Annotated in this window: 20 protein-coding genes; 10 read left to right on the plus strand and 10 right to left on the minus strand. The window is 70.3% G+C overall.

Annotated elements, in window-relative coordinates:
* The first annotated feature begins 17 nt into the window (after positions 1-17).
* The 3 genes from DFR41_RS07070 (at position 18) to DFR41_RS07080 (ending at position 3,743) form a co-directional block, all read left to right on the plus strand.
* Positions 18-1,229 carry a PepSY-associated TM helix domain-containing protein gene (locus DFR41_RS07070; RefSeq protein ID WP_114802263.1) on the plus strand — a complete coding sequence of 404 codons (1,212 nt, stop codon included), beginning with the start codon at positions 18-20 and terminating at the stop codon, positions 1,227-1,229.
* Complete coding sequence (locus tag DFR41_RS07075; protein WP_114802264.1) at positions 1,226-1,477, plus strand: hypothetical protein; 252 nt, start codon at positions 1,226-1,228, stop codon at positions 1,475-1,477. Before DFR41_RS07070 ends, DFR41_RS07075 begins: the two co-directional genes overlap by 4 nt.
* A 157-nt stretch (positions 1,478-1,634) precedes the next feature.
* Complete coding sequence (locus DFR41_RS07080; protein WP_425326693.1) at positions 1,635-3,743, plus strand: TonB-dependent receptor family protein; 2,109 nt, start codon at positions 1,635-1,637, stop codon at positions 3,741-3,743.
* 120 nt (positions 3,744-3,863) lie between these two features.
* Here the strand turns inward: DFR41_RS07080 and DFR41_RS07085 are convergent, their stop codons facing one another.
* The gene (locus DFR41_RS07085; protein WP_114802266.1) at positions 3,864-5,351 is read right to left on the minus strand and encodes a nucleobase:cation symporter-2 family protein; all 1,488 of its coding nucleotides are present in this window, start codon (positions 5,349-5,351) and stop codon (positions 3,864-3,866) included.
* A 130-nt stretch (positions 5,352-5,481) separates the two neighbouring features.
* Here DFR41_RS07085 and DFR41_RS07090 point away from each other — a divergent pair, with 130 nt between their 5' ends.
* Positions 5,482-6,384, plus strand: a complete 903-nt coding sequence (locus DFR41_RS07090; protein WP_114802267.1) for a LysR family transcriptional regulator — start codon at positions 5,482-5,484, stop codon at positions 6,382-6,384.
* A gap of 7 nt (positions 6,385-6,391) precedes the next feature.
* Here the strand turns inward: DFR41_RS07090 and DFR41_RS07095 are convergent, their stop codons facing one another.
* From DFR41_RS07095 to DFR41_RS07125, 7 genes are all read right to left on the minus strand, one after another.
* Positions 6,392-7,120 carry an ABC transporter ATP-binding protein gene (locus tag DFR41_RS07095; RefSeq protein ID WP_017760387.1) on the minus strand — a complete coding sequence of 243 codons (729 nt, stop codon included), beginning with the start codon at positions 7,118-7,120 and terminating at the stop codon, positions 6,392-6,394.
* A complete protein-coding gene (locus DFR41_RS07100) occupies positions 7,113-7,910 on the minus strand; it encodes an ABC transporter ATP-binding protein (protein WP_017760386.1) in 798 nt (265 codons plus the stop codon). The genes DFR41_RS07095 and DFR41_RS07100 overlap by 8 nt, the downstream gene beginning before the upstream one ends.
* A 226-nt stretch (positions 7,911-8,136) precedes the next feature.
* Entirely contained in the window at positions 8,137-9,165 is a 1,029-nt protein-coding gene (locus tag DFR41_RS07105; protein WP_114802268.1) for a branched-chain amino acid ABC transporter permease, read from the minus strand.
* Positions 9,162-10,025, minus strand: coding sequence for a branched-chain amino acid ABC transporter permease (locus tag DFR41_RS07110; RefSeq protein WP_114802269.1), 864 nt, complete (start codon positions 10,023-10,025; stop codon positions 9,162-9,164). The genes DFR41_RS07105 and DFR41_RS07110 overlap by 4 nt, the downstream gene beginning before the upstream one ends.
* Positions 10,026-10,059: 34 nt before the next feature.
* Positions 10,060-11,250 carry an ABC transporter substrate-binding protein gene (locus DFR41_RS07115; RefSeq protein ID WP_114802270.1) on the minus strand — a complete coding sequence of 397 codons (1,191 nt, stop codon included), beginning with the start codon at positions 11,248-11,250 and terminating at the stop codon, positions 10,060-10,062.
* 187 nt (positions 11,251-11,437) lie between these two features.
* Positions 11,438-12,877 (minus strand): glutamine synthetase family protein, encoded by a 1,440-nt coding sequence (locus DFR41_RS07120; protein WP_114802271.1) that lies wholly within the window; start codon positions 12,875-12,877, stop codon positions 11,438-11,440.
* Between the two features lie 5 nt (positions 12,878-12,882).
* Positions 12,883-14,223, minus strand: a complete 1,341-nt coding sequence (locus tag DFR41_RS07125; RefSeq protein WP_114802272.1) for an aromatic ring-hydroxylating dioxygenase subunit alpha — start codon at positions 14,221-14,223, stop codon at positions 12,883-12,885.
* A gap of 282 nt (positions 14,224-14,505) precedes the next feature.
* Here DFR41_RS07125 and DFR41_RS07130 point away from each other — a divergent pair, with 282 nt between their 5' ends.
* The gene (locus DFR41_RS07130) at positions 14,506-15,243 is read left to right on the plus strand and encodes a GntR family transcriptional regulator (RefSeq protein WP_114802273.1); all 738 of its coding nucleotides are present in this window, start codon (positions 14,506-14,508) and stop codon (positions 15,241-15,243) included.
* A 10-nt stretch (positions 15,244-15,253) separates the two neighbouring features.
* On the opposite strand, the gene DFR41_RS07135 is transcribed toward DFR41_RS07130, so the two are convergent.
* Positions 15,254-16,174 (minus strand): LysR family transcriptional regulator, encoded by a 921-nt coding sequence (locus tag DFR41_RS07135; protein WP_052383562.1) that lies wholly within the window; start codon positions 16,172-16,174, stop codon positions 15,254-15,256.
* Positions 16,175-16,286: 112 nt separating this feature from the next.
* Between DFR41_RS07135 and DFR41_RS07140 the strand changes: the two genes are divergently transcribed.
* From DFR41_RS07140 to DFR41_RS07155, 4 genes are read left to right on the plus strand one after another with little or no spacing between them, the layout of a single operon-like run.
* Positions 16,287-17,525 carry an NAD(P)/FAD-dependent oxidoreductase gene (locus DFR41_RS07140; RefSeq protein ID WP_017761301.1) on the plus strand — a complete coding sequence of 413 codons (1,239 nt, stop codon included), beginning with the start codon at positions 16,287-16,289 and terminating at the stop codon, positions 17,523-17,525.
* Positions 17,522-19,162 carry a hydantoinase/oxoprolinase family protein gene (locus tag DFR41_RS07145; protein ID WP_244917689.1) on the plus strand — a complete coding sequence of 547 codons (1,641 nt, stop codon included), beginning with the start codon at positions 17,522-17,524 and terminating at the stop codon, positions 19,160-19,162. Before DFR41_RS07140 ends, DFR41_RS07145 begins: the two co-directional genes overlap by 4 nt.
* A complete protein-coding gene (locus tag DFR41_RS07150) occupies positions 19,159-20,868 on the plus strand; it encodes a hydantoinase B/oxoprolinase family protein (protein ID WP_114802274.1) in 1,710 nt (569 codons plus the stop codon). The genes DFR41_RS07145 and DFR41_RS07150 overlap by 4 nt, the downstream gene beginning before the upstream one ends.
* Positions 20,865-21,869: a Bug family tripartite tricarboxylate transporter substrate binding protein gene (locus tag DFR41_RS07155; protein WP_017760529.1), complete on the plus strand. Its 1,005-nt coding sequence runs from the start codon at positions 20,865-20,867 to the stop codon at positions 21,867-21,869. Before DFR41_RS07150 ends, DFR41_RS07155 begins: the two co-directional genes overlap by 4 nt.
* Before the next feature lie 1,104 nt (positions 21,870-22,973).
* On the opposite strand, the gene metK is transcribed toward DFR41_RS07155, so the two are convergent.
* Entirely contained in the window at positions 22,974-24,155 is a 1,182-nt protein-coding gene (gene metK / locus DFR41_RS07160; protein ID WP_017758676.1) for a methionine adenosyltransferase, read from the minus strand.
* A gap of 207 nt (positions 24,156-24,362) precedes the next feature.
* Between metK and DFR41_RS07165 the strand changes: the two genes are divergently transcribed.
* The gene (locus DFR41_RS07165) at positions 24,363-25,235 is read left to right on the plus strand and encodes a lysophospholipid acyltransferase family protein (RefSeq protein WP_114802275.1); all 873 of its coding nucleotides are present in this window, start codon (positions 24,363-24,365) and stop codon (positions 25,233-25,235) included.
* Positions 25,236-25,340: the final 105 nt, after the last annotated feature.

The following is a 25,340-nucleotide window of genomic DNA, read 5'->3' on the forward strand; positions in this document are numbered from 1 at the left end:
GACCCCACGATATGCGCATGGACAGCAAGACCATCAAGACCTGGGCCTGGGTGCACAAATGGAGCAGCCTCGTCTGTACGGCGCTCATGCTCCTGTTGTGCCTCACGGGCCTGCCGCTGATCTTCCACCACGAGATCGGCCACCTGCTCGGCACCGAGGTGGAGGCACCGAAGATGCCCGCCGACACGCCGCGCGTGAGCCTGGACCGCGCGCTCGAAGTGGCGCGCGCCCAGCATCCGGACCGGGTGGTGCAGTTCGCCTCGCACGACGAGGACAGCGAGGACATCTGGTTCGTCACCCTGACGCCGACGCCCGCGCCCACCGACGATTTCCGCTCGGTGGCGGTGGACGCGCGCACCGGCCAGGTGCTGGCCCAGCCGCGCTTCGACCAGGGCTTCATGTGGATCATGTTCAAGCTGCACGTCGACCTGTTCGCCGGCCTTCCGGGCAAGCTCTTCCTGGGGCTCATGGGCCTCTTGTTGCTGGTGGCGCTGGTCAGCGGCACGGTGCTGTACGCGCCCTTCATGCGCAAGCTCGAATTCGGCACGGTGCGGCGCGACAGACGGCCGCGCGCCAAGTGGCTGGACCTGCACAACCTGCTGGGCATCGTCACCCTGACCTGGGCCTTCGTGGTGGGCGCCACGGGCATGATCAACACCTGGGCCGACCTCGTCATCAAGTATTGGCAGCACGACCAACTGAGCGCGCTGCTCGCGCCCTACCAGGGCCAGCCGCTGGTGCCGGTGGCCGAGCGCGCGCCGCTGCAGCGGGCGCTCGAGGCCGCCAAGGCCCAGGCCCCCGACAAGCGCCTGTCCTTCATTGCGTTCCCGGGCACGGCGTTCTCGAGCCCGCACCACACCACCTTCTTCCTGCGCGGGCAGGAGCCGCTCACCTCGCGGCTGCTGCAGCCGGTGCTGGTGGATGCACGTACGGCAGAGGTCACCGCGGCGCCGAAGCTGCCGTGGTACGTGACGGCGCTGCTGGTGTCGCAGCCGCTGCACTTCGGCGACTACGGCGGCATGCCGATGCAGATCCTGTGGGCGCTGCTGGACATCGCGACCATCATCGTGCTGGGCAGCGGCCTGTACCTGTGGCTGCGCAAGGGCGATCCGGCGCATGTGCACCGGTCACAAGGCAAGGCGGGCGCCCCCTCGGCCAACGCTGAACGCCCCGCGCCCCTGCAGCCGCAGCCCGTGCAGGCACGCACGCGCCTGGAGTCCCTGCGATGAGCGCCCGTCCGGCGGATGCCACGGGGCATCGTGGGGCGAGCGTCGCCGATGGCGCGCCAGCGAATCCCGGCGCCGACCGTCGTCCCTGGGGCGGCTTGTGGGGCTGGCCGCTCGTCTTCGGCGTCTCGACCGCCATCGGCCTGGTCTCTTCGCTGTTCAGCGACGGCGGCTTCGGCGACTGGCTGGGCTGGCTGACCCTGGGCGCGCCCGTGGCCGCCTGCCTCTGGTGGGGCTGGCTGCGGCGTTGAGTCGTCACGTTCCGCCCACGCACGAGGCGGCTGCGGCAGCGCCACCGTCGCGCGTGCCATTGCGTCCCACGGTCGACCGGGCACGGCAATAGGCGCCTGCACCGACGCGGCCGGGCGTCGGCCTCCCGCAGAATGCCCGCCCATGAATACATGGCGCATGGCGAAGACGGTGGGGGTGGTGGTGGCGACGGCCCAGGCGGGGGTGGCCGCCGCGCAGGTGTCGGTGGCCGGACAGCTGCCCGAGGTGACGGTGAGCACGCCCAGCGGCCCGAAGCCGGCGTTTGCCGTGCCGGGCTCGGTGGATCGCGTCGAGGGCGCCGATCTGCGCGACAACCGGCTGGGCGCGCAACTGAGCGAAGGCCTGGGCGCCGTGCCGGGCCTGCAGATCCGCGACCGGCAGAACTTCGCGCAGGACCTGCAACTCTCCATCCGCGGCTTCGGCGCCCGCTCCACCTTCGGCGTGCGCGGCGTGCGGCTGTATGTGGACGGCATTCCCGCCACGCTGCCCGACGGGCAAGGCCAGACCTCCAACATCGACATCGCCTCGCTGGAGCGCATCGACGTGCTGCGCGGGCCGTTCTCGGCCCTGTACGGCAATTCGTCCGGCGGCGTGGTGCAGGCCTTCACGGCGTCGGGCGAGGCACCGGCCAGCCTGTCGTACAGCGTGGCCGGCGGCAGCAACGGCACCTGGCGCACGGGCCTGGTCGGCAGCGGCAAGCAGGGCGCCGTCGACTGGCGGCTCAGCGCGAGCCGCTATTCGACCGATGGCTGGCGCGCGCATTCGGCCGCGCAGCGCGACCTGGCCAATGGGCGCGTGGGCATCGACCTCGACCAGGGCGGCAAGCTCACGCTGGTGTTCAACCGCGTGACGGTCGATGCGCAGGACCCGCTGGGCCTCACGGCGCAGCAGTTCGCCACCGCGCCGCGCAGCGCCGACCTGGCGACGCAGTACAACACCCGCAAGACCGTGACCCAGAGCCAGGCCGGCGTGGTGTTCGAGCAGCCGCTGGGCGCGCAGCAGTCGCTGCGGGTGATGCTCTACGGCGGCGAGCGCGGCACCACGCAGTACCAGTCCATCCCGCCCTCGGCGCAGCAGAACCCGCGCCATGCCGGCGGTGTCATCGATCTGGACCGCCACTATGCCGGCGCCGACCTGCGCTGGAGCGGCAAGTTCGACCTGGCCGGGCGACCCTTCGAGCTGGTGGCTGGCCTGGGCTACGACAGCCTGCGCGAATGGCGGCGCGGCTACGAGAACTACCTGGGCAGCCCGGCGCAGCCGTTGCTGGGCGTGCAGGGCCGGCTGCGCCGCAACGAGTGCAACGAAGTCTTCAACGTCGACCCCTACGCGCAGGCCACCTGGCGCTTCGCACCTGACTGGTCGGCCGAGTTCGGCGTGCGCCGCAGCCGCGTGCATTTCGACTCGCAGGACCGCTACATCACCGCCGCCAACGGCGACGACAGCGGCATCGCCACCTACAGCCGCACCTTGCCGGTGGCCTCGCTGCGCTGGACGCCGATGCGCGACCTGGCGTTGTATGTGTCGGCCGGCCGTGGCTTCGAGACGCCGACGCTCAACGAGCTCTCGTACCGATCGGACGGCGTGGGTGGCCTCAACTTCGGCCTGCGCCCCTCGGTGAGCGACAACGTGGAACTGGGCGCCAAGGCACGCATGGCCGGCGGCATGCTCACGGCAGCGCTGTTCGAGACCCGCACGAAGGACGAGATCGTCACCGACACCAACGTGGGCGGCCGCTCCACATTCCGCAATGCCGGCCGTACCAAGCGCCAGGGCGTCGAGCTGGGCTGGCAGCACGAGACCGAGGACCACTGGCGCACGCAGCTGGCCTACACCTGGCTCGACGCGCGCTACCAGGACGGCTTCTGCACGCCCACGCCCTGCGGCGCCGCCAACTTCGTGCCGGCCGGCCGCCGCCTGCCGGGCGTGGCCAGCCAGTCGCTTTACGCCAGCTATGGCTGGATGCCGCCGCAGGGCTGGCGCGCCGGCGCCGAGTTGCGCGCCGTGGCCAAGGTCTGGGCCAACGACCTGAACACGGCCCGTGCGCCGGGCTATGCGGTGGCGGCCCTGCACGCGGGCTATGTGCTCAAGCTCGGCCGCTGGGACCTGAACGCCTTCGCCCGCATCGACAACCTGTTCGACCGACGCTATGCCGGCTCGGTGATCGTCAACGAGGGCAATGCGCGCTACTTCGAGCCGGCGCCGGGGCGGACGTGGACCGTGGGGATGGGCGGCACCTACAGTTTCTGACGCTGCGGTTCACGCAGCTTCTGCAGGGGCTGACACAGCCGGAGCTGACCGCAACAAAGCAAAAAGCCGCCAGGTCGCCCCGGCGGCTTTCTTCATGGCGAACGACGGGAGGACCTCCGCTCAGTGCGCCTCCGCCTGCCGCGCCGCGGCGATGCTCGCCGCCTCGTCATGCCGCGCGCCGTTCAGGAACAGGTTCAGCACCACGGCCGTGATCGAGGTCAGCAGGATGCCCGACTCGATCAGCGGATGAATGCCGTGCGGCATCCACTGCTTGAAGTTGGGCGCCAGCAGCGGAATCATGCCGATGCCGATGGAGACGGCCACGATCATGGCGTTGTGGCGGTTGGTCTTGAAGTCCACCCCGCTCAGGATGCGGATGCCGGTGGCCAGCACCATGCCGAACATCACCAGGCCCGCACCGCCCAGCACCACGGTGGGCAGCGACTCCACCAGTGCCGCCATCTTGGGCAGCAGGCCCAGCACGATCAGGATCACGCCGCCAGCCACGCAGACGAAGCGGCTCTTCACGCCGGTCACGGCCACCAGGCCCACGTTCTGCGAGAAGCTGGTGTACGGAAAGGTGTTGAAGATGCCGCCGATCAGCGTGCCCAGGCCGTCGGTGCGCAGGCCGCGCGCCAGGTCCTGCTGGCTCACCTTGCGATCGGTCATCTCGCCCAGCGCGAGGAACATGCCGGTCGATTCGATCATCACCACGATCATCACCAGCGTCATGGTGAAGATCAGCACCGGGTCGAAGATGGGCATGCCGAAGTGGAAGGGCAGCACCACGTCCACCCAGGCGGCCTTGGCCACCTTGTCGAAGGTCATCAGGCCCATGGCCGCCGCCGCGATGGCACCGATGACGATGCCCAGCAGCACCGAGATGTTGGCGACGAAGCCCTTGGCGAACTTCACGATCAGCAGGATGGACACCAGCACCAGCGCCGAGATGCCCACGCCGGACAGGTCCGCGTACTTGGGGTTGGGCACCGTGGGCATCAGCGCGATGCCATTGGGCGCCGGTGGCAGCGAGGAGCCGGGCGACGTGACATCGGCCAGCCACTTGGCATAGGCCGGGTCCACCACGGCCGGGGCCGTTGGGCCCACCGGGTTGCCGAAGATCCAGTTGATGCCCACGCGCATCAGCGTGATGCCGATGACCGCGATGATGGTGCCGGTCACCACCGGTGGAAAGAAGCGCAGCATGCGGCTGACCAGCGGCGCGATCAGGATCGAGACGATGCCCGCGCCGATGATCGAGCCGAAGAGCAACTGCGCCCCGGCCTGGCCCGGGTTGCCGTTGGCAATGGCCACCATCGGCGCCACGGAAGCGAAGGTCACGCCCATCATCACCGGCAGCCGGATGCCGAACCACTGCGTGGCGCCCAGGGCCTGGATCAGCGTGACCAGGCCGCAGCAGAACAGGTCGGCCGAGATCAGCAGCGCCACCTCGTCGGGGCTGAGCTTGAGCGCACGGCCCACGATCAGCGGCACGGCGACGGCACCGGCATACATCACCAGCACATGCTGCAGGCCCAGCGCGGCCAGCTTGCCGCCGGGCAGCTTCTGGTCGACGGGGTGGACGGACAACGAAGCAGACGAACTCATGGGGACGAACTCCTCGCCCTCATCGTGGGGCTGGCGCGAAGCATAGAGAAAGCCAAAAATCGTCAAAGAAGGTCAATCCGATAATTCAATCGCGTCTTCCGATCAATGGGCGCGGAAAGGGCGGTTTCCCTTGGCAATCAAGTCTTCCCTGCCGGAGCTCAGGGTTTTCCTGGCTGTGGCCGAAAGCGGTCATTTCACGCGGGCCGCGGAGCGCCTGGGCATGTCGCAGTCCTCGCTCAGTGCGGCGCTGGGCAAGCTGGAGCGGGAACTGGGCGCGCGCCTGTTCGACCGCCACACCCGCGCCTGCCGCATGACCGATGCCGGCGCTGCGCTGCTGCCGGCTGCGCGCCGGTTGGTGGCGGACTGGGACCACCTGGTGGCCGACGCGCAGGACTTCGGCCGCTTCGCCCGCGGCCGGGTGGCGGTGGCGGCGCCCAATGCGCAGTGCGCGTTGCTGCTGCCGCCGGTGATCCGCGCCTTTGGCGAGTCGCATCCTGGCGTGCGGGTGGTGCTGCACGACGTGCCCGAGCACGAGGTCCACGCGCTGGTGCGCAGCGGCGCGGCCGACCTGGGCATCGCCACGCAGACCGATGCCCGCACCGACCTGGTGGCCTCGCCGCTGCAGTCGGACGAGTTCGTGGCGGTGATGGCGCCCGACCATCCGCTGGCGGCGCGCCGCGCGCTGGAGTGGTCGCAGCTGGCGCGGTCGCCGGTGATCGGCTACCTGCCCGGCAACCCGGTGCGCACGCTGCTGGAGGAGAAGCTGGCCGCGCGCGGCATCGCGCTGGACTATGCCTTCGAGATCGCGCTGCCCTGGACCATGATGGGCCTGGCCCGCGAAGGGCTGGGCGTGGCCGTGGTGACGATGGCGCTGCGGCCCCTGGCGGTCTGGCATGGGCTGGAGGTGCGCACCGTGGGCCGGCCGCAGGTGGCGCGCATGCTCACGCTTCTGAGGGCGCCGGCCCATTCGCCGTCGCCGGCGGTGGCGGCCTTCCGCGAGCAGCTGATGGCGGCGACGGGAGCGCGGCTCTGAGCCGGCCTCAGGCGCCCTCGGCGGCGATGCCCACGCCCAGAAGCCCTTCCAGCAGTGCCGCATCCTGGGCCAGCGTTGCGCTCGGCCCTGAATGCACCACCGTGCCGCGCTCCAGCACGATGGCCTCGTGCGTCATCTCCAGGGCCAGCACCGGATGCTGTTCCACCACGACGGAGGCCAGGCCTTCGCCCTCGCACAGCTGGCGGATGGCGGCGGCCAGTTCCTCCACCACGATGGGCGCCAGGCCTTCCATCGGTTCGTCCAGCAGCAGCAGCGACGGGTTGGTCATCAGCGCCCGGCCGATGGCCAGCATCTGCTGCTCGCCGCCCGACAGCTGATGCCCCTGGTTGCCGCGCCGCTCGTGCAGGCGCGGGAAGAGGCCAAAGACGCGCGCCAGCGTCCACGCGCCAGGCCGCGCGATCACGCGCAGGTTCTCTTCGACGGTGAGTGAGGGAAAGACCTCGCGTTCCTGCGGCACCCAGCCCAGGCCGGCGCGGGCGCGGCGGTGCGGCGCCCAGTGCGTGATGTCCTCGCCCTGCCAGCGGATGGCGCCGCGCGTCACGCGCGTGTGGCCCATCAGCGTCTCCAGCAGCGTGGTCTTGCCCACGCCGTTGCGGCCTAGGATCGCCAGGCTGCGGCCGGGCGCGAGCGAAAAGCTCAGTCGGTCGAGGACCACCGCCTGGCCGTAGCCGGCGACCACATCATCGAATTCGAGCTGCAGCGCTGCTTCAGCCATGGACGGCCTCCGGCGCGTGCGGCGCGACGGGCAGCCGCGCGTGGGCCCGGCCCAGGTACACCTCGCGCACCCGCGGGTCGGCGGCGATCTCGGCCGGGCTGCCCTCGGTCAGCTGCCGGCCTGCCACCAGCACCGAGATGCGGCGGGCAAAGCGGAAGACGAGTTGCATGTCGTGCTCGATGAACAGCACCGCCACGTCGGTGGGCAGGGCGGCGACGGCATCGAAGATCTCGCCGCTCTCGTCCTTGGGCACGCCGGCGGCTGGCTCGTCCAGCAGCAGCACGCGTGGGCGTGTGGCCATGGCGAGGGCGATCTCCAGCAGGCGCTGCTTGCCGTAGGCGAGCTCGGCCACCGGCACATGGGCCAGGTCACCCAGCCGCAGCAGCGCGAGCAAGCGCTCGGCCTCGTCGTGCAGCGGCCGGTAGCGGCCCATCGGCTTCCACCACACGGCGCCGATGCGCTCGCGCTCGGCCAGGGCCAGCAGCACCGACTGCAGGGGCGTGAGACGCGGGAAGAGGGCGTTGATCTGGAAGGTGCGGGCCAGGCCGCGGCGCACCCGCGCATCGGGCGACCAGGCGGTCACGTCCTGCGCGTCCAACTGCACACGCCCTTCGGAGGGCTTGAGCACGCCGGTCAGCAGGTTGATCAGCGTGGTCTTGCCGGCGCCGTTGGGGCCGATGAGCGCATGCCGGTCGCCGGCCGCGAGCGAAAGGTTCACGCCGGCCACAGCCTGGAAGGCGCCGAAACGCACGCCGAGGTCGTGGGTGCTGAGCAGAACGGGGCCAGTCATGGCAAATCCCACTGGGTCTGGCAATCCCCAGCCCGTTCGGGCCGAGTTCTCCCAGGCCGTTTGGGCCGAGTTCCCTTGGCCCGTTCGGGCTGAGCTTGTCGAAGCGGGGACGTAACCCACGCCTGCGCGCCGTCTCGCCCTTCGACAGGCTCAGGACGAACGGAGTGGGTGCCGGTGCGGCGCCTGGCGTCAGGGCGGAAAGCCTTCTTCATCAAACACCTCCTGCTCACGCCGCACCTCCCGCATCCCGGCGCCGGCCTTGCGTCAGCCGTGCCAGCAAGCCCATCAGCCCCCCGCGGCCCACCAGCACCGCAGCGATCAGGAACAGCCCCAGCCAGAACATCCAGTACTGCGGATTCATGTCGGCGAAGCGGTCGTGCACCAGCATGTAGACCACCGCGCCCAGCATGCCGCCGTAGAGCCGCCCGGTGCCGCCCAGCACCAGGATGATCAGTACCTCGGCCGAGCGGTTGAAGCCGATGGACTCGATGCCGACGAACTGCGTGGTCTGCGCCAGCAGGGCACCGGCGACGGCCGCCACGCCGGCCGAGAAGGCATAGGCCATGCGCAGCCGCGCGTCCACCGGCGTGCCCAGCGCCAGCATGCGCTTGCGGTTGTCGTGGATGCCGCGCAGCGCCATGCCGAAGGGCGAGCGCAGCACCCGCCGCACCACCAGGAAGACGCCCAGCACCACCACGAAGCTGTAGACGAAGGCCGTGCGGCCGAAGAAGTCGAACTCGAAGCGGCCCAGCAGCGGCGACACCGCCATCCCTTGCAGGCCGTCGGTGCCGCCGGTGATGGCCGACAGGCGATTGGCCAGCTCGTACAGCAGCACGCAGACGGCGATGGTGATCATGAGCCGCGCCAGGTCGGTGCCGCGCACCACCAGCCAGCTCAGCAGCCAGCCCAGCGCCAAGCCGACGGCCAGGGCCGCGGCCAGTCCGCTGATCGGCTCGCCCCAGCCATGCTTGGCCAGCAGGCCGGCCGCATAGGCGCCGGCGCCGAAGAAGGCCGCATGGCCAACCGTGAGGATGCCGGCGTAGCCCAGCGCCATGTCCAGCGACACGGCGAACAGGCCGAAGATCAGCACCTGGCTCATCAGCGTGAGCTGCTCGGGCATCAGGAAGAAGCTGCTGGCCAGGGCCGCCCAGAACGCCACTTCGGCGGCGATCTGGCTGCGCGGCGTCTTCACCGAATGGGCTCCGCCCGAAGCATGTCCGCCTTGCAGACCGGGCGCGCGTGCGACGCCGCTCATGCCGTCACTCCTTTTCGCACCACCAGCCCATGGGGCCGCAGCAACAGCATCACGATCATCACGCCGTAGATCAGGAAGGCGCCGGTCTGCGGCAGGTAGTATTTGCCGGCGACGTCGACGATGCCCACCAAAAGCGCCGCAGCGAAGGGACCGGTGATCGTGCCGGCGCCGCCCACGCACACCACCAGCAGGAAGTAGACGAGGTACTTCAGGGCGAAGCCGGGCTCCAGCCCCAGCACGCCCAGGCTCAGCGCACCGCCCAGCCCGGCCAGGCCACAGCCCAGCGAGAAGGTCAGCAGAAAGAGCCGCTGCACATGGATGCCGGTGCCGGCCGCCACGTGCTGGTTGTCCACCGCGGCGCGCACCATGGCGCCGTAGCGCGTGCGGCCCAGCGCCAGCAGCAGGGCGGCCAGCACCGCCAGGCCGCAGCCGATCAGGAACAGGCGATAACGGCCCAGCCCCACGCCCACCACCTCGACCTGGCCCTGCAGCCAGCCGGGCAGGGTGAAGGGCTGCAGCGTGGGCCCGAAGAGCCAGGTGAAGGCCGCGATGGAGACGAACACCAGGCCGATGGACAGCAGCACCTGGTCCAGCGGATGCGCGCGGTAGAGCCGCCGGTACAGCAGCCATTCCAGCAACGCGCCCAGCAGCGCCGAGGCCACGAAGGCTGCCAGCAGTGCCAGGCCGAAGCCCACGCCATGCGCATTCATCAGCACCGCCGCCGCATAGCCGCCGGCCATGGCGAAGCTGCCGTGCGCCAGGTTGACGAAGTTCATCAGCCCCATGGTCACGGACAGCCCCACCGCCATCAGGAAGAGGAGCATGCCGTAGGCCACCCCGTCGAAAAGCACGACCGCCATCTGCCGCTGTTCCTCCGCGCGCCGCCGGCCCGCCTTACTTGGCTTCCTTGGCCGGGTCCTTCACGCGGTCGAACTTGTCGAACTCCACGTTGACCAGCTGGCCGTCCTTGGTCTTCTCGACCTTGCGGATGTAGACCGTCTGCACGATGTCGCGCGTGGCCGGGTCGATCTCGATCGGGCCGCGCGGGCTTTCGAAGGCGACGCCCTTGAGCGCTTCCATCACCTTGTCGCCCGAGGCTTCGGCACCGGCCTTCTTGTAGGCCAGCTCGATGGCGGTCATGGCGTCGTAGGCGGTGATGGCGAAGTAGCTCGGGCGCAGCTGGGTGCCGAACTCGGCCACGAAGTCCTTCACGAACTTCTCGTTCTTGGCCGACTTGTGGGCGTAGGAGTAGTGGTGCGCCGTCACCAGGCCCAGGGCCACGTCGCCGGTGGCCTGCAGGTAGCTGTCGTCGGTGGCCTCGCCGGTGGCGTAGAGCTTGATGCCGGCTTCGTCCATCCCGCGCTCCTTCCAGACCTTGAGGAAGGCCGGCGGCATCACGCCCGAGGGAAAGAAGAAGAACACGGCCTGCGGCTTGGCGTCCTTGATGCGCTGCACATAGGCCGAGAAGTCGGGGTTGTTCATGGGCGTGCGCACTTCGCCCACCACCTTGCCGCCGCCTTCGGTGAAGGCCTTCTTGAAGGCCGTCTCGGCATCGGTGCCCGAGGCATAGTCGGCCACCACGGTGTAGGCCTCCTTGACGCCGTTCCTGAGCATCCAGCGGGCCATCGGGTCGGCCATCTGCTGCACGGTGAAGGAGACGCGCGCCACATAGGGCGAGCTGGTGGTGATGCCCGACGAGGCGGCATTCATGACCACCACCGGCACCTTGGCCTGGGCCGCCACGGCGCCCACGGCATAGGCGTTGGGGCTGAAGTCCAGGCCGGTGAGCACGCTGACCTTGTCGCGCACGATCAGCTCCTGCGCGATGCGCTTGGCGGCATCGGGCGCGGGGCCCGCCGTGTCCTTCTTGACGATCTCCACCGTCCGCCCGGCGATCTTGCCGCCATGTTCCTTGAGGTAGAGCGCCACGCCGGCATCGAACTGCCGGCCGTAGTCGGCATAGGGCCCCGAGTAGGTGGCGATCAGCCCGATGCGCAGCGGCTCCGCCGCCTGTGCGGCAGCGCCCATCAGGCCCAGGCAGGCAACGGCAATCGCGCCCAGGGCGCTTCTCTTGGTGACGGTCATCGCAGAAATCCTCGTTAGAACAGCAAACAAAACCTTGGGCGTAGATAACTGCACAGCAGGCCAAACGTCAGAAGGCCGCGGAGCAGGCCATGCCTGTGGCACTCGCGGAACTGGCTTTGCCAGGCCGCGGAGTGCGCCCCCTGGGGGGGAGGCGGCTACACGAAGTGAGCAAGCAACGGGGGGGTTGTCAGTACATATCGAAATATTCGCGGTGCTCCCATTCGGAGACCTCCAGGTTGAACCGCGCGATCTCCGCCTGCTTGATGTGGCAGTAGTAGTCCACGAAGGTGCGGCCGAAGCGCTCGACCAGCACCTCGTCGGCCTGCAGCGCGGCCAGCGCGTCGCCCAGCGATCGGGGCAGCGGCTCGGCCGGCGTCTCGTAGGGCGCGTCGGCGCTTGGGCCGGGGTCGAGGCGGCGGACCATGCCATCGAGGCCGGCGTGGATCTGCGAGGCCAGGTACAGGTAGGGATTGGCCGCGGGTTCGCCCACGCGGTTCTCGATGCGGGTGCCGGCATCGCCCGGGCCGCCCAGCACGCGCAGCATGGCGCCGCGGTTGTCGCGCGCCCAGATGGCCCGGTCGGGCGCCAGCGAGAAGGGCCGATAACGCCGGTAGCCGTTGATGGTCGGGCAGGCCAGCACCGAGGCGCCCACCGCATGGGCCTTGAGGCCGGCCAGCCAGTGCAGGCCCAGCGGGCTCAGGTCGCCCGCGCCTTCCTCCGGGATGAAGGCGTTGGCGCCGTCGCCGCGCCGCCGCAGCGACTGGTGCAGGTGCCAGCCGCTGGACATCACGTTCGGGATCTTCGGCCGGCACATGAAGGTGGCGTGCCAACCCTGCCGCTGGCAGATCTGCTTGATGGCGCTGCGCAGCAGCACCATCGTGTCGGCCGGCATCAGGCCCACGGTCGGGCCGAAGGTCAGCTCGAACTGGCTGGGGCCGAACTCGATCTCCAGCGAGCGCAGCGGCAGGCCCAGCGCGATGAGCTGGTCGTGCAGCACCTGCATCACGGCGTCGACACGGTCGTAGCGCAGCTCGGTGAGGTACTGGTGGCCGTGCGACAGCAGCGACACGCGCGGCGGCTCGCCTGGCTGGCCCGAGTCGGCCAGGACCATGCGCGCATCGTCGAGCTGGAAGACGTGGAACTCCACCTCCAGCCCGGCCACGAAGTCCAGCCCTTCGCGGCCCAGCTCATCCACCGCCTTCTGCAGGATGCGCCGCGTGGCGAAGGGGCAGGGGCTGCCGTCGGCCATGTAGGCATCGCACAGCACCCAGCCGGTCTTCTTGGCCCAGGGCAGGATGCGGAAGGTGCCGGGGTCGGCCACCAGGGTGAAATCGGCGCCGCCCTGCAGACCGGGCAGCGCGAAGCCACCGCCGGCGCTGAAGACCGGAAACACCGTCTTGTGCGAGGTGTCCTTGGCCAGCAGCGTGGTCGTGAGGTTGACGCCGCCGCGCAGGGCGCTGCGGGCCTCGCTGGCCACCAGGGTCTTGCCGCGCAGCAGGCCGTGCTGGTCGGGCCAGGCGAAGCGCACCACGTCCACCTCGCCGCTGGCCAGGCGCCGGTCCAGCTCGGCGGCCTGTAGAGCCTGCTCGTCGGTCCACAGGTCGTGGCGGTCCACGAAGCTCGCCATGGCGTTCAGCCCGCCTTGCCCGTGTTCAGCCGGGCGGCGGCCCAGCTGCTCTTGAGGCGGCGCTCGCGGTCGGCCTCGCGCCAGTAGGCGTCGTTGTCGCTGCCGCGGTCGTTCACGCCGTCGATGGAGGGCGGGCCGCTGAAGGCGGCGGCCTGGTCGGCGCCGATCAGCAGGGGCGCCTCGCGCTCGCCGCGCTGCACGCTCTCGATGGCGCGCACCAGCATGCGGCGGAAGGTGATGATGCCCTTGTCGGTGGCGCCCAGGTGCTCGCGGCTGCGGTCCTGGATGGGGCCCTGCGATTCGCAGGCCCACTGGTCGTGCACGTTGATGTCCATGCCCATGCCGGTGAAGGTCTGGCTGGCCTGCTCTTGTACGTCGTAGCCGTACTGGTTGGACTTGTTGCGCCGCGAGACGTAGTCGGGCAGCTCGATGGTGGCCAGGCGCTGGTCGCGCATCTGCTGCTTGTCCACCGGGCCGGTGAAGCTGGTGAAGATGGCGTACCAGTAGGTGTGGGTGTCGTCGACCGGCACATGCCACTGGGTGATGGTCATCTCCGAACTCATCGGAATGACGAAGGCCTGCGGGAACATCACGTTGGTCACGCGCACATGCGTGGCCTTTTCATCGAGCTTGCGCAGCGTGGTCAGGCGCATGCCGTACTCGGTGGGCTCGACGGCGATCTCGGGCCGGTCGTATTCGCGCAGCACCTTGGTGATGGGCAGGTCGGAGTCGGCCGAGGCGCCGCGGAACTGCTTGCCGTAGCTCTCGGAAGTGTCCTCGTCCTCGAAGAAGCGGTGCAGGAAGGAGGCATGGGCCGGGTCCATGCCCACCTCCAGCGCCTGCAGCCAGTTGCACTCCCACAGGCCCTTGAAGGCGAAGGTGTGCGTGCCGGGTGCGACAAAGCAGTCGAACTCCGGAAAGGCCGGCGGCTCGCCCGGGCCGATGTACGCGAAGACGATGCCCGAGCGCTCCACCACCGGGTAGGCGCCCTGCTTGATGCGCGTGCACATCTTGCTGCCCACGGGTTCGGCGGGCGTTTCCAGGCACTGGCCGGTGGCGTCGAACAGCCAGCCGTGGAAGGGGCAGCGCAGGCCGCCGTCCTCCAGCCGGCCGAAGGCGAGGTCGGCACCGCGGTGCGGGCAGTCGCGGTCGAGCAACCCGAGGCGGCCGGTCTCGTCGCGGAACAGCACGAAGTCCTGGCCCATCAGCTTGACGGCCTTGAGCGGGCGGGGGCCGTCCAGTTCTTCCAGCAGGGCCACGGGCTGCCAGTAGCGCCGCAGCAGTTCGCCCGCCGGCTTGCCGGGGGCGACGCGGGTCATGAAGTCGTTCTGTTCCTGGGTGATCATGGGCTACTCCATCGAAGGTCTGCACTTCGTTGTATGCAATTGCATGCAGTGTCGGGCCGATCCTTGTGTTCCGTCAATGGCGGTTGTCTGGCCCGGCTGCAAGATGCCGGAGCATTTTTCCCTTTGTTGGTGAGGATGGAGCGAGGGAATGCACCAGCGCCGGGCATCGCTGCCGTCGCCGAGGCACTCCTCCTTCTGCATGCAACTTGCGCGCCAAGGTGCGCCGTGGGCATGCCGCTGCACGCCGGCGCCTAGAATCCGCCGCAGCTTCGGAACTGCGCCATGGACTCCCAACAATCACGCGTGCTCGTCCAACTCCGGGACATGATCCTCAAGGGTGAATTCGGCCCGGGCGAGCGCCTCGCAGAGATCCCGCTCTCGGAGCGCCTGGGCGCCTCGCGCACGCCGGTGCGCCTTGCGCTGGCGAGCCTGGAGCACGAAGGCCTGATCGAGCCCTCGCCCTCGGGCGGCTACCAGATGCGGGCCTTCACCTCGCGCGAGATCGCCGACGCCATCCGCGTGCGCGGCGTGATCGAGGGCTTCGCGGCCCGCCTGCTGGCGGAGGACGGCGCCTCGCGCCAGCTGCTGCGCCAGCTGCACGACTGCCTCGACGAAGGCGACCGCGCCGTCAACAAGCCGACCATGGAGCTGGACGATTACGCCGCCTATGTGGAGATGAACGACCGCTTCCACCGCCTGATCCTCGAAGGCTGCGGCAATGCGGCCGTGATGCGTACGCTGGAGATGCTGGCCAGCCAGCCCTTCGCCGCGCCCAGCGCCATGCTGCCCATGCAGTCCTCGATGGAAGAGGGCCAGCAGTGGATGCGCCAGGCCCACCGCACCCACCATGCCCTCGTGCAGGCCATCGAGCGCGGCCAGGGCTCGCGCGCCCAGGCGCTGGGCGAGGAGCATGTGGAAATCGCCCGCATGAACCTGGACTACGCGCTGGAGCGGCCCGATCTGGCCGCGCAGCTGATGCCCGGCATGCGCCTCGTGGCCGGCAGTCGCGGCCGGAGCTGAAGACTGCCGCTCAGCCCGCGGCAGCCCGCGCGGCGCGTTGCTGCAGCAGTTCGACGAACGCGAGGGCCGGCGGCGACAGCGCCAGCCCGCGGCGCTGGTAGATGTAGTAGGGCCGGCGCATCTCCGGCCCCCGCAGCTCGATGAAGCGCAGGCCGAAGTTGTCGGCGAAGGACCGCGCATAGTCCGGCACCGCCGCCAGCCCGGTGCCCACGCCGACCAGCGCCAGGGCGGTGGTCAGGTACTCCACTTCGGCGGCGGTCTGCAGCGAGAGCGAGGCGTCGTGGGCATGCAGGTGCCGCTCCAGATGCCGGTTGAACTCGCTCGAATAGAGCACCCAGCGCTCGTTGCGCAACTCGTCCCAGGCCACGGCCTTGCGCCCCGCCAGCGCGTGGCCGGCGGCGCAGACCAGGCGGATCGGCACGTCCATCAGGAAGGTGCGGGCCACGTCCTCGCCGGTGGGTCGCTCGGGTCCCACCCCCAGTTCGGCATCGCCACGGCGCACCGTGCCCACCACCGCATCGGCCGTGGCGTCGGCCATGCGCAGGCCGATCTCGGGGTGTGCGGCCTCGAACTCGCCCAGCACCGCTGCCACCCAGGTGCAGGCCAGCATCTGCGGCGCCACCACGCGCAGCAGGCCGGTGCGCAGCGAGCGCAGGTCCGAGGCGCCCTCGGCCATCTGCTGCAGGTCGTCCAGGATGCGGCGCGCCAGCGGCAGCAGCTGGCGGCCGGCCTCGGTCAGCGTCACGTTCTGGCCGCGGTCGAACAGCGGCAGGCCGAGCGCTTCTTCGAGCTGCTGTACCAGCATGCTGACGGCCGACTGCGTGAGGTGCAGCTGCCGCGCGGCCGCCGTGAAGCTGCCCGCGCGGGCGACGGCGGCAAAGGCGCGCATCTGCCGCAGGCTGAGGGCGTTGAGGGTGGGGGAGGGCTGCACCAGGGTGGAACGGGCAAGGCGATGGGAAGCGGCCGATTATCAGAAGTCTTGATGAGCCCATGAAAAGAATTGGCTGGCTTGATGGCCGACAAGCTTTCCAGAATGTCGGCCCATGCACATCGCCGTCATCGGAACCGGAATCGTGGGCAACTGCACCGCTGCCTGGCTGCAGCGCGACGGCCACCGCATCACCTTTATCGATCCGCTGGACGCCGGCGAGGCCTGCTCCTTCGGCAATGCCGGTTCGCTCTCGCCCAGCGCCTGCCTGCCGGTGGGCATGCCGGGCATGTGGAAGAAGGTGCCGCGCTGGCTGCTCGATCCGCTGGGTCCGCTGACGGTGCGCTGGGCCTATGCGCCGGTGGTGCTGCCCTGGCTGCTGCGCATGCTGCGGCATTCCTCGCGCGAGGAGGTCACGCGCATCGCCACCGCGCTGCGCACGCTGCTGGCGCCCATCTTCGACAGCTACGAGCCGCTGCTGGCCCATGCGCAGGCCGGACACCTGGTGCGGCGCAGCGGCTGTCTGTATGTCTTTTCCTCGCGCGAGACCGCGGCGCAATGGGCCTGGGGCATGAAGCTGCGCCGCTCGCTCGGCGTGCAGATGCGCGACGTGGAGCAGGACGAGCTCGAAGCGCTGGAGCCCGACCTCAAGGGCCGCTTTCGCTTCGGCATCCTGGCGCCGGAGAACGGCTCGACCACCGACCCGTCGGCGCTGGTGAAGGCGCTGCATGCCCAGTGCCTGGTCGATGGCGCGACGCACCTGCGCCAGCGCGTCACCGGCTTCGAGCGGCAGGGCGGCCGCGTCACGGCCGTGAAGCTGGACGCGGGTGCACCGCTGGCGGTGGATGGCGTGGTCGTCGCCGCGGGCGCCTGGTCCGGCCGACTGGCCGCCGCGCTGGGCAGCCCGGTGATGCTGGAGACCCAGCGGGGCTACCACGTCACGGTGCAGAGTTCCAACCTGCAGCTGCGCCACACCGTGATGGCGGTGGAACACAACCTGATGGTCAACCCGATGGCCATGGGGCTGCGGCTGGCGGGCACGGTCGAATTCGCCGGCCTGGCCGCCGAGCCCAACCTGGCACGGGCCGATGCGCTGCTGGCGCAGGGCCGGCAGCTCTTTCCGCACCTGGACACCTCGGCCTTCACCCGCTGGATGGGCCATCGGCCCTGCCTGCCCGACAGCCTGCCGGTGGTGGGCCCGGCGCGCAGCGCCGACAACGCCTGGCTGGCCTTCGGCCATGGCCACATGGGCATGTGCATGGGCGCCACCACGGGCCGCGAGATCGCGCACCTGGTGGCCGGACGGCCCACGCAGGTGGATCTGGCGCCCTTCTCGCCGGAGCGCTTCCGGTGACGGCCGCGCCCTGGTCGCTGGGCGTGGACATGGGCGGCACCTTCGTCGATGCCGTGGCGCTGCACGAAGACGGCCGCAGCGTGGCGATCAAGCATCCGCGCGCAGGGCGGCGGCTGGCCGAGCCGGTGGTCGAGGCGATCGACCGGCTGTGCGCCGAGGCCGGCATCGCGCCGGAAGACGTGGGCCGGGTGGTGCATGGCTCCACGGTCATCACCAATCTGCTGCTGGAACTGAACGAGCCGCCGGTCGCGCTGCTGCTGACGCGGGGCTTCGGCGATGTGCCGGCGCTGGCGCGGCAGGACCGGCGGGCGCTGTACGAGCCCGTGATTGCGCCGGCCGTGCCGGAGGCAGCGTTGTTCCCGGCACACCGGCGCTTCGAGATCGGCGGCCGCATCGACGCGCAGGGGCACGAGGTCGAGCCGCTGGACCTGTCCGCCCTCGAAGCGGCCGCCGACGCCATCGCGGCGGCGGGCGTCAAGGCGGTGGCGGTCTGCCTGCTGTTCTCGCACCGCAACCCGGCGCATGAACGGCAGGTCGGCGAGCGGCTCCGGGCCCGGCTGGCGCAGTTGCACATCTCCCTCTCCCACGAGGTCGACCCTGCGCCGCGCGAGTTCGAACGTGGGCTCACCACTGCGCTCGACGCCTATGCCAAGCCGTTGGCGACGGGCTATCTGCAGACGCTGGCCGACGCACTCTGCACGCGCCGCTTGCCGGCGCCAATGCTCATGCATTCCGAAGGGACCATCCGGCCCTGGCAGGACTTGGCCGCGCGCCCGATCGGGCTGGCGATGTCCGGCCCCTGCGCCGCACTGCGCGGCGTCGTCGCCTGCCTGGACGAAGGCGCCCGGCGCGGCGCCGTGCTCACGCTGGACGTGGGCGGCACCAGCGCCGACATCAGCCTGCTTGATGGTGGCCATCCCGCTTTCGCCGAATCGCTGGAATGCGGTGGGCTGGGCATCCGCCAGCGCTGCGTGGACATCGCCTCCATCGCGATCGGGGGCGGCAGTGTGCTGCAGGTGCTGGCGGGTGGTGCGCTGCGCATCGGCCCACGCTCGCAGGGCGCCTGGCCCGGGCCGGCCGCCTACGGACAGGGCGGCCGGCTTGCCACGCTGAGCGATGCGTTGTGCGTGCTCGGTCGCCTGCCTGTCCAGCTCGCGGGCGGGCTGGCGCTGGACCGCCGCGCCGCTGAGGCCGCCCTTGCGCACGATGTGGCGCAACCGCTGGGCCTGCCCCTCGCGGGTGCCGCCGAGGCCGTCGTGCAGGCCGCCGCCGCCCACATGGCCGAGGCGCTCAAGACCCATGCCTTCCAGCGCGGCCTGGACCCGGCCGACGCGCTGCTCGTGGCCGTGGGTGGCGGCGGCGCGCAGCATGCCGCCGAGGTCGCGGCGCTCGCCGGCATGACGGCGGTGCGCGTGCTGCCGCAGGCCGGTGTGATGGCCGCCCTGGGCATGGTCCGCGGGCCGGAGGAATCGACCGCAGCGCCGCTGCGCACGGCGCGCGAGGCCTGGGCCGGCATCGCGCCGCAGGGCCACGGTCCGACAGCGCTCTTCGCGTCCATGACCACCGTCTGGGTGCCGGCCGGCTGGCGCTGGCGCATCGAGGACGATGGCGCGCTGCTGCTGGAGGCCTTGGCATGAGTTCGGCCGCGCGCGATCCCCGCGCATCGCTCGACCCCGCCATCGCAATGCGGATGGAGCCGCTGCGCCTGGCCTTGCAGGGCGCGGCCGATCGCATGCAGTCGGCCATGATGCGCGCCGCCGTCTCTTCCATCGCCCGCGAGGGCGGCGACTGCGCGGCGGCGCTGTTCCTGCCCGACGGCCGGCTGCTGGCGCAGGCGCGTTCGCTGCCGCTGCTGCTGGGCTCGCTCATCCCGGCGGTGGCGGGTGCGCTGGCGCGCTTCCCGGCCGGCACCATGCGCAGTGGCGATGTCTACCTGCTCAACGACCCGTGGTCGGGTGGCACGCACCTGCCCGACATTGCGCTCGTCCATCCCATCTTCGATGGCCGCGAACTGATCGCCCTCGCGGCCACCAGCCTGCACCACCAGGACGTGGGCGGCATGGCGCCAGGCTCCATCCCGCCCGACGCGATCGAGATCCACCAGGAAGGCCTGCGCCTGCCACCCGTGCGCTGGCGCGATGCGGCGGGCGTGCTGCCCGATATCGACGCCATCCTGGGCGCCAACACCCGTACACCGGCCAACCTGCGCGGCGACCTGGAGGCGCAGTGGACGGCGCTGGCCCAGGGCGCGCGTGAACTGCGGCAGATCGCCCGCCACACCGGCGAGCGCTTCGCGGCCGTGTGCGAGGCATTGCTCGCCCAGTCCGCCGACATGACCCGCGCCGCGCTGGCCGCCGTGCCCGATGGCGAGTGGCACTGGCACGACGCGCTCGATGGCGACGGCGAGGGTGCCGAGCCCATCGCCATCGCCGTGCGGCTGCACAAGCAGGGCGAAGCGATCACGCTCGATTTCGAGGGCAGCGCGCCGCAGGTGCGCGGACCGCTCAATGCCTCCGCGGCGGCGATGCTGTCGGCGGCGCTGTTCTTCATGCGCACGCTGGCGCCGCAGGCGCCCAACAACGCGGGCTGCCTGGCGCCGCTCACGCTGAGGCTGCCGCCCGGCAGCGTGGTCAATCCCGACTGGCCGGCGGCCGTCAATGCCCGCACCGCCACGGTCAAGCTGGCCTGCAACGCCATCCTCGGCGCCTGGGCGCAGGCCACGGGCGTGCAAGGTGAAGGCGTGGCCCCGCATGCGGGCGTGGCCACCGTGCTCGCGCTCAGCGGCAGCCGCGGCGATGGTCGCCGCTGGATGTTCACCGAGATCATCGCCAGCGGCGCGGGCGCCAGCGCCACGGCGCCGGGGCGCGCGGGTGTCTCCACCGACGTGGGCAATGCCCGCAACACGCCCATCGAGGTGATCGAGGCCGAGGCGCCGCTTCGCGTGCTGCAGTACGCCATCCGCCGCGGCTCCGGCGGCGCGGGCGAACAGGCCGGTGGCGACGGCGTGCGGCGCGAGTACCTGCTGCTCGATGGCGAGGGCTGGATCGCCTACCGCGGCGAGCGCCACCGCAGCCAGGCCCGCGGCGCCCAGGGCGGCGGCGCGGGCGCCAGCGCTTCGGCACGCCTTCTGCATGCCGACGGGCGTGTGCAGCCGCTGGCCGCGCGCAGCCGCGTTCGCTGGCAGGCCGGCGACCGGCTGCTCATCGAGACCGCGGGCGGTGGCGCCTGGGGGGCGGTGGTCGCGGATGCAGCGGCTGCCGGCGTCTCGTCGCCGCCGTCTACTTCTTCATCGCCTTCCCCGTCGTCTTCCTTCCATCCCGACCCACGCCAGGAGTGCCCATGAACCGACCGTCCTTCCCTCTTCGCCGCCGCGCCGGCCTGGCCCTGGTGGCGGCCCTTGCGGCCGGTGCGCTGCTGGCACCGGCCCTCGGCCAGGCGCAGCCGGCCTATCCGAGCAAGCCCATCCACATCGTCGTGCCCTTTCCGCCCGGCGGCAGCACCGACGTGCTGGCGCGGCGCATCGGCGACAAGCTGGCCAGTGCCTGGGGCCAGCCGGTGGTGGTGGACAACCGTGCCGGTGCGGGCGGCACCGTGGGCGCCGACTACGTGGCCAAGTCCGCACCCGACGGCTACACATTGCTGATGGGGGTGACCGGCAGCAATGCCATCGCGCAGGCGCTGTACGCCAAGCTGCCCTATGACGTGGTGAAGGACTTCGCGCCCGTCTCGATGGTGGTGAGCGCGCCGCTGGTGCTGGCCGTGAATCCCGACGTGAAGGTGCGCACGGCGCAGGAGTTCCTGGCGCTGGCCAAGTCGAAGCCGGGCGGCCTGAGCTACGGCTCGGCCGGCAACGGCACCTCGATGCACCTGACGGGCGAGATGTACAAGCAGGCCGCGGGCGTGTCGATGGTCCACATCCCTTACCGCGGCAGCGCGGGCATGCTGACCGACCTGATGAGCGGGCAGATCCAGGCCACCTTCGGTGACGTGCTGGTGCTGATGCCGCAGATCCAGGCCGGCAAGCTTAGGGCGCTGGCCGTCACGTCGAAGACGCGGCACCCGATGCTGCCGGACGTGCCGACGCTGGACGAGGCCGGCCTCAAGGGCTTCGAGGCCTTGTCGTGGCAGGGCCTGTTCGCGCCGGCCGGCACGCCGCCCGAGGTGGTGGAGAAGCTGAGTGCCGAGGTGAACAAGGCGGTGCGTTCGCCCGACGTGCGCGAGTATTTCGCGTCGCGCGGTTTCATCGTCGAGGGCACGACACCGGCGGCCTTCAAGGCGCTGATCGAGGCCGAGGTGAAGAAGTGGACGCCGATCGTGAAGTACTCGGGGGCGCGGGCGGATTGAGCGTGGTTGCGGTTGTTGGGTTCGTGGGTGCTTGGACGTTCCAGTCCATCTGCCGTGGAGACGGGCCTGTCAGAGGTAGCGGGCCGGATCCATTGGGGCGGATGTGGCTAGGTAGCGGCGCCCGTGGAAGCTGCTGTTGAGTGGGGTTCCGTACGCTGGCGGCGCCGCCAGCCCCGGCCCGCCCAGCCGCCTCGCCCACAGGCTGCGCCGCTCGCTGAACGCTCGCGGAACCTGCGGTGCTCGCCGGATGAGCGCGCGGCGTAACTCGCTGCGCTGCCTGCCGGCAGCTCCGCTCAAACAAACGCCGCGAGTCAGTCACGACCGGCCCGCGGGGGCCGCGGGCCTCGCTCATCCGGCTGCGCGCCTCGGCGCATCCTGAGGGCGAGTCGGCCGGGCGGGCCGGGGCCGGCTCCAGGGTGATCGGGCGCGGTGCTTCCCTTGGCGTCCTTGAAGACGGCGCAGATGGATTCACCCAACAGCCGTTCGGGCTGAAGAGCGCAGGTCAGCTCACCCAACAACCGTTCGGGCTGAGCTTGTCGAAGCCAGGGCATGTGCGGATCAACGCCCTTCGACAAGCTCAGGGCGAACGGGTTGATGGACTCACCGACTGGGCAAGCGTGCTGATTGGGTAAGCACGCGGATGGGCCCCTTGGAACCTGACCAAGGCCGACACCCTTCGATCACCCCAAAAGCCCGGCGGGACCGGCCCCCAGGGCGCGGGCGTTGGGCGTGCCGAGGCGCGCAGCCTGGCGAGTGAGGTGCGCGAGCATCGCGCACCGGCCGTGACTGACTCGTGGCGCTTGTCCGAGCGGAGCGCGCCAGCGCGCAGCGAGTTGCGCCACGCACTCGCCAGGCGAGCACCGCAGGGGACCCCGAGCGTTCAGCGAGGGGCACGCACATCGGCCGCGCCCTGGGGGCCGCTCTCGCCGGGCGTCTTCGCGGAGGCAACGGTCTTTGGACATCAAATGCGACCACGGCAAATGCTTCCGCATGCCGTGATGAGAGCCCTCGAAAGTCCAGAGGTGCCAGCTGAGCGACTTCAGAGGGCCCCAAACAAAAACGGGGCCCGAAGAGCCCCGTTACCCATTCAGCGGAAGAGCCGAATCAAAGCCCCGCAGCCGCCTTCAGCGCTGCCGCCTTGTCCGTGCGCTCCCACGTGAACTCCGGCTCCTCGCGGCCGAAGTGGCCATAAGCAGCGGTCTTGGCGTAGATCGGACGCAGCAGGTCCAGCATCTGGATGATGCCCTTCGGACGCAGGTCGAAGTGCTCGTTGACCAGCGCCGCGATCTTGTCGTCGGGAATCACGCCCGTGCCTTCGGTGTAGACCGTGATGTTCATCGGCTTGGCCACGCCGATGGCATAGGCCACCTGCACCTGGCACTGGCGCGCCAAGCCGGCGGCCACCACGTTCTTGGCCACGTAGCGGGCCGCGTAGGCGGCCGAGCGGTCCACCTTCGACGGGTCCTTGCCCGAGAAGGCGCCGCCGCCATGGGGGCAGGCACCGCCATAGGTGTCCACGATGATCTTGCGGCCCGTCAGGCCACAGTCGCCCTGCGGACCGCCGATGACGAAACGGCCGGTGGGGTTGATCAGGTAGCGCGTTTCCTGCAACCATTCCTTGGGCAGCACCGGCTTGATGATCTCCTCGATCACCGCCTCGATGAAGCTGGCCTTCATCTTGGTGGGGGTCTCGCTCTGGTCCGGGTGGTGCTGGGTGGAGAGCACCACGGTGTCGATGCTGTGCGGCTTGCCGTCCACGTAGCGCATCGTCACCTGGCTCTTGGCGTCGGGCCGCAGGAAGGGCAGGCGGCCGTCCTTGCGCAGCTGGGCCTGGCGCTCCACCAGGCGGTGGGCGTAGTAGATCGGCGCGGGCATCAGCTCGGGCGTCTCGTCGCAGGCATAGCCGAACATCAGGCCCTGGTCGCCGGCGCCGGTGTTCAGGTGATCGTCGCTGGCATGGTCCACGCCCTGGGCGATGTCGTTGGACTGCTTGTCGTAGCAGACCATGACCGCGCAGCCCTTGTAATCGATGCCGTAGTCGGTGTTGTCGTAGCCGATGCGCTTGATGGTGTCGCGCGCGACCTGGATGTAGTCGACGTGCGCGTTGGTGGTGATCTCGCCGGCCAGCACCACGAGGCCGGTGTTCGTCAGCGTCTCGGCGGCCACGCGCGAGCGCGGGTCCTGTTCGAAGATGGCATCGAGGATCGCGTCCGAGATCTGGTCGGCCACCTTGTCCGGATGGCCCTCGGACACCGATTCGGAAGTGAAGAGAAAGTCGTTCGCCATGTTCGAGAAAACTCCTGCATGAAGGATGCGGACCGGGCGTTTGCCGGCACCCTCGGGAGTCTCTGGCGAACGCTTTAGCAGTTGGGTTTAACGTCGCCCTGCAAGTAGTCCTGTAACTCGGCGACAATTTCGATTCTATTCATGCCGGTCTCAGCCCGCTGAGCCGCGCGTCGGTTTTCCACCCACCCGTTTGTCCGACAACACCTGATGATCGCGTTGTTTCGTCTGCTTGCCCGTGCGCCGCTGCCGCTGATGCATGCGCTCGGCGGGCTGCTGGGCTGGCTGGTCTGGGCGTTGGCACCGGACTATCGGCGGCGCTTCCGCGAGAACGCGGCGCAGGCCGGCCTGACGCCCGAGCAATGGCGCCCTGCCATCGCTGCCGCGGGCCGCATGGCCGCCGAACTGCCCTGGCTCTGGGCCCGCCCGGCGGGCGAAAGCGTGCTGCCCCGCGTTCGCCAGTGGACCGGCGACGAGGCCCTGGGCGCCGCGCTCGCCTCCGGCCGCGGCGCCATCGTCATCTCGCCGCACCTGGGCTGCTGGGAGTTGCTGGGCCAGGCTCTGGGCGAGCGCTTTCTGGCCAGCCACGGGCCCATCACCGCGCTGTTCCGTCCGCCGCGCAAGCCGTGGATGGCGGCGCTGATGGAAGGTTCGCGCGACCGACCCGGCTTGCACATGCTGCCCACCGACGTGTCGGGCGTGCGCGGGCTGATGCGTGCGCTCAAGAAGGGCGGCTACACCGGCATCCTGCCCGATCAGGTGCCGCCGACGGGGCAGGGCGTGTGGGCGCCCTTCTTCGGCCGACCGGCCTACACCATGACCCTCGTGCCGCGCCTCGCGCAGCTGACCGGCGCCCAGGTCTTCCTGGGCGTGTGTGAGCGGCTACCGCGTGGACGCGGCTATGCCGTGCGCCTGCAGCCGCTGGATGCGCCCGCCCTTGCCGATCCCAAAGCCTCCCCCGAAGAGGCCGCCACCGCCATGAACCAAGGCATCGAGCAACTGATCCTGAGCCTGCCTGGCCAGTATGTCTGGGACTATGCGCGCTACAAGGCGCCGCGCGCCGAGATGGAGACGGCGCGATGAGCGCCGCCCGGCCGCTCCGAAGGCGCTCGCACCCGCAGTGCGCAGCACGGAGGGGTTTTTCAATGTTCGCCGCCCGGCCGCTCCGAAGGCGCTCGCACCCGCAGT

The sequence above is a fragment of the Pseudacidovorax intermedius genome, from assembly GCF_003350475.1.
In the GTDB taxonomy this organism is placed as follows: domain Bacteria; phylum Pseudomonadota; class Gammaproteobacteria; order Burkholderiales; family Burkholderiaceae_C; genus Xenophilus; species Xenophilus intermedius.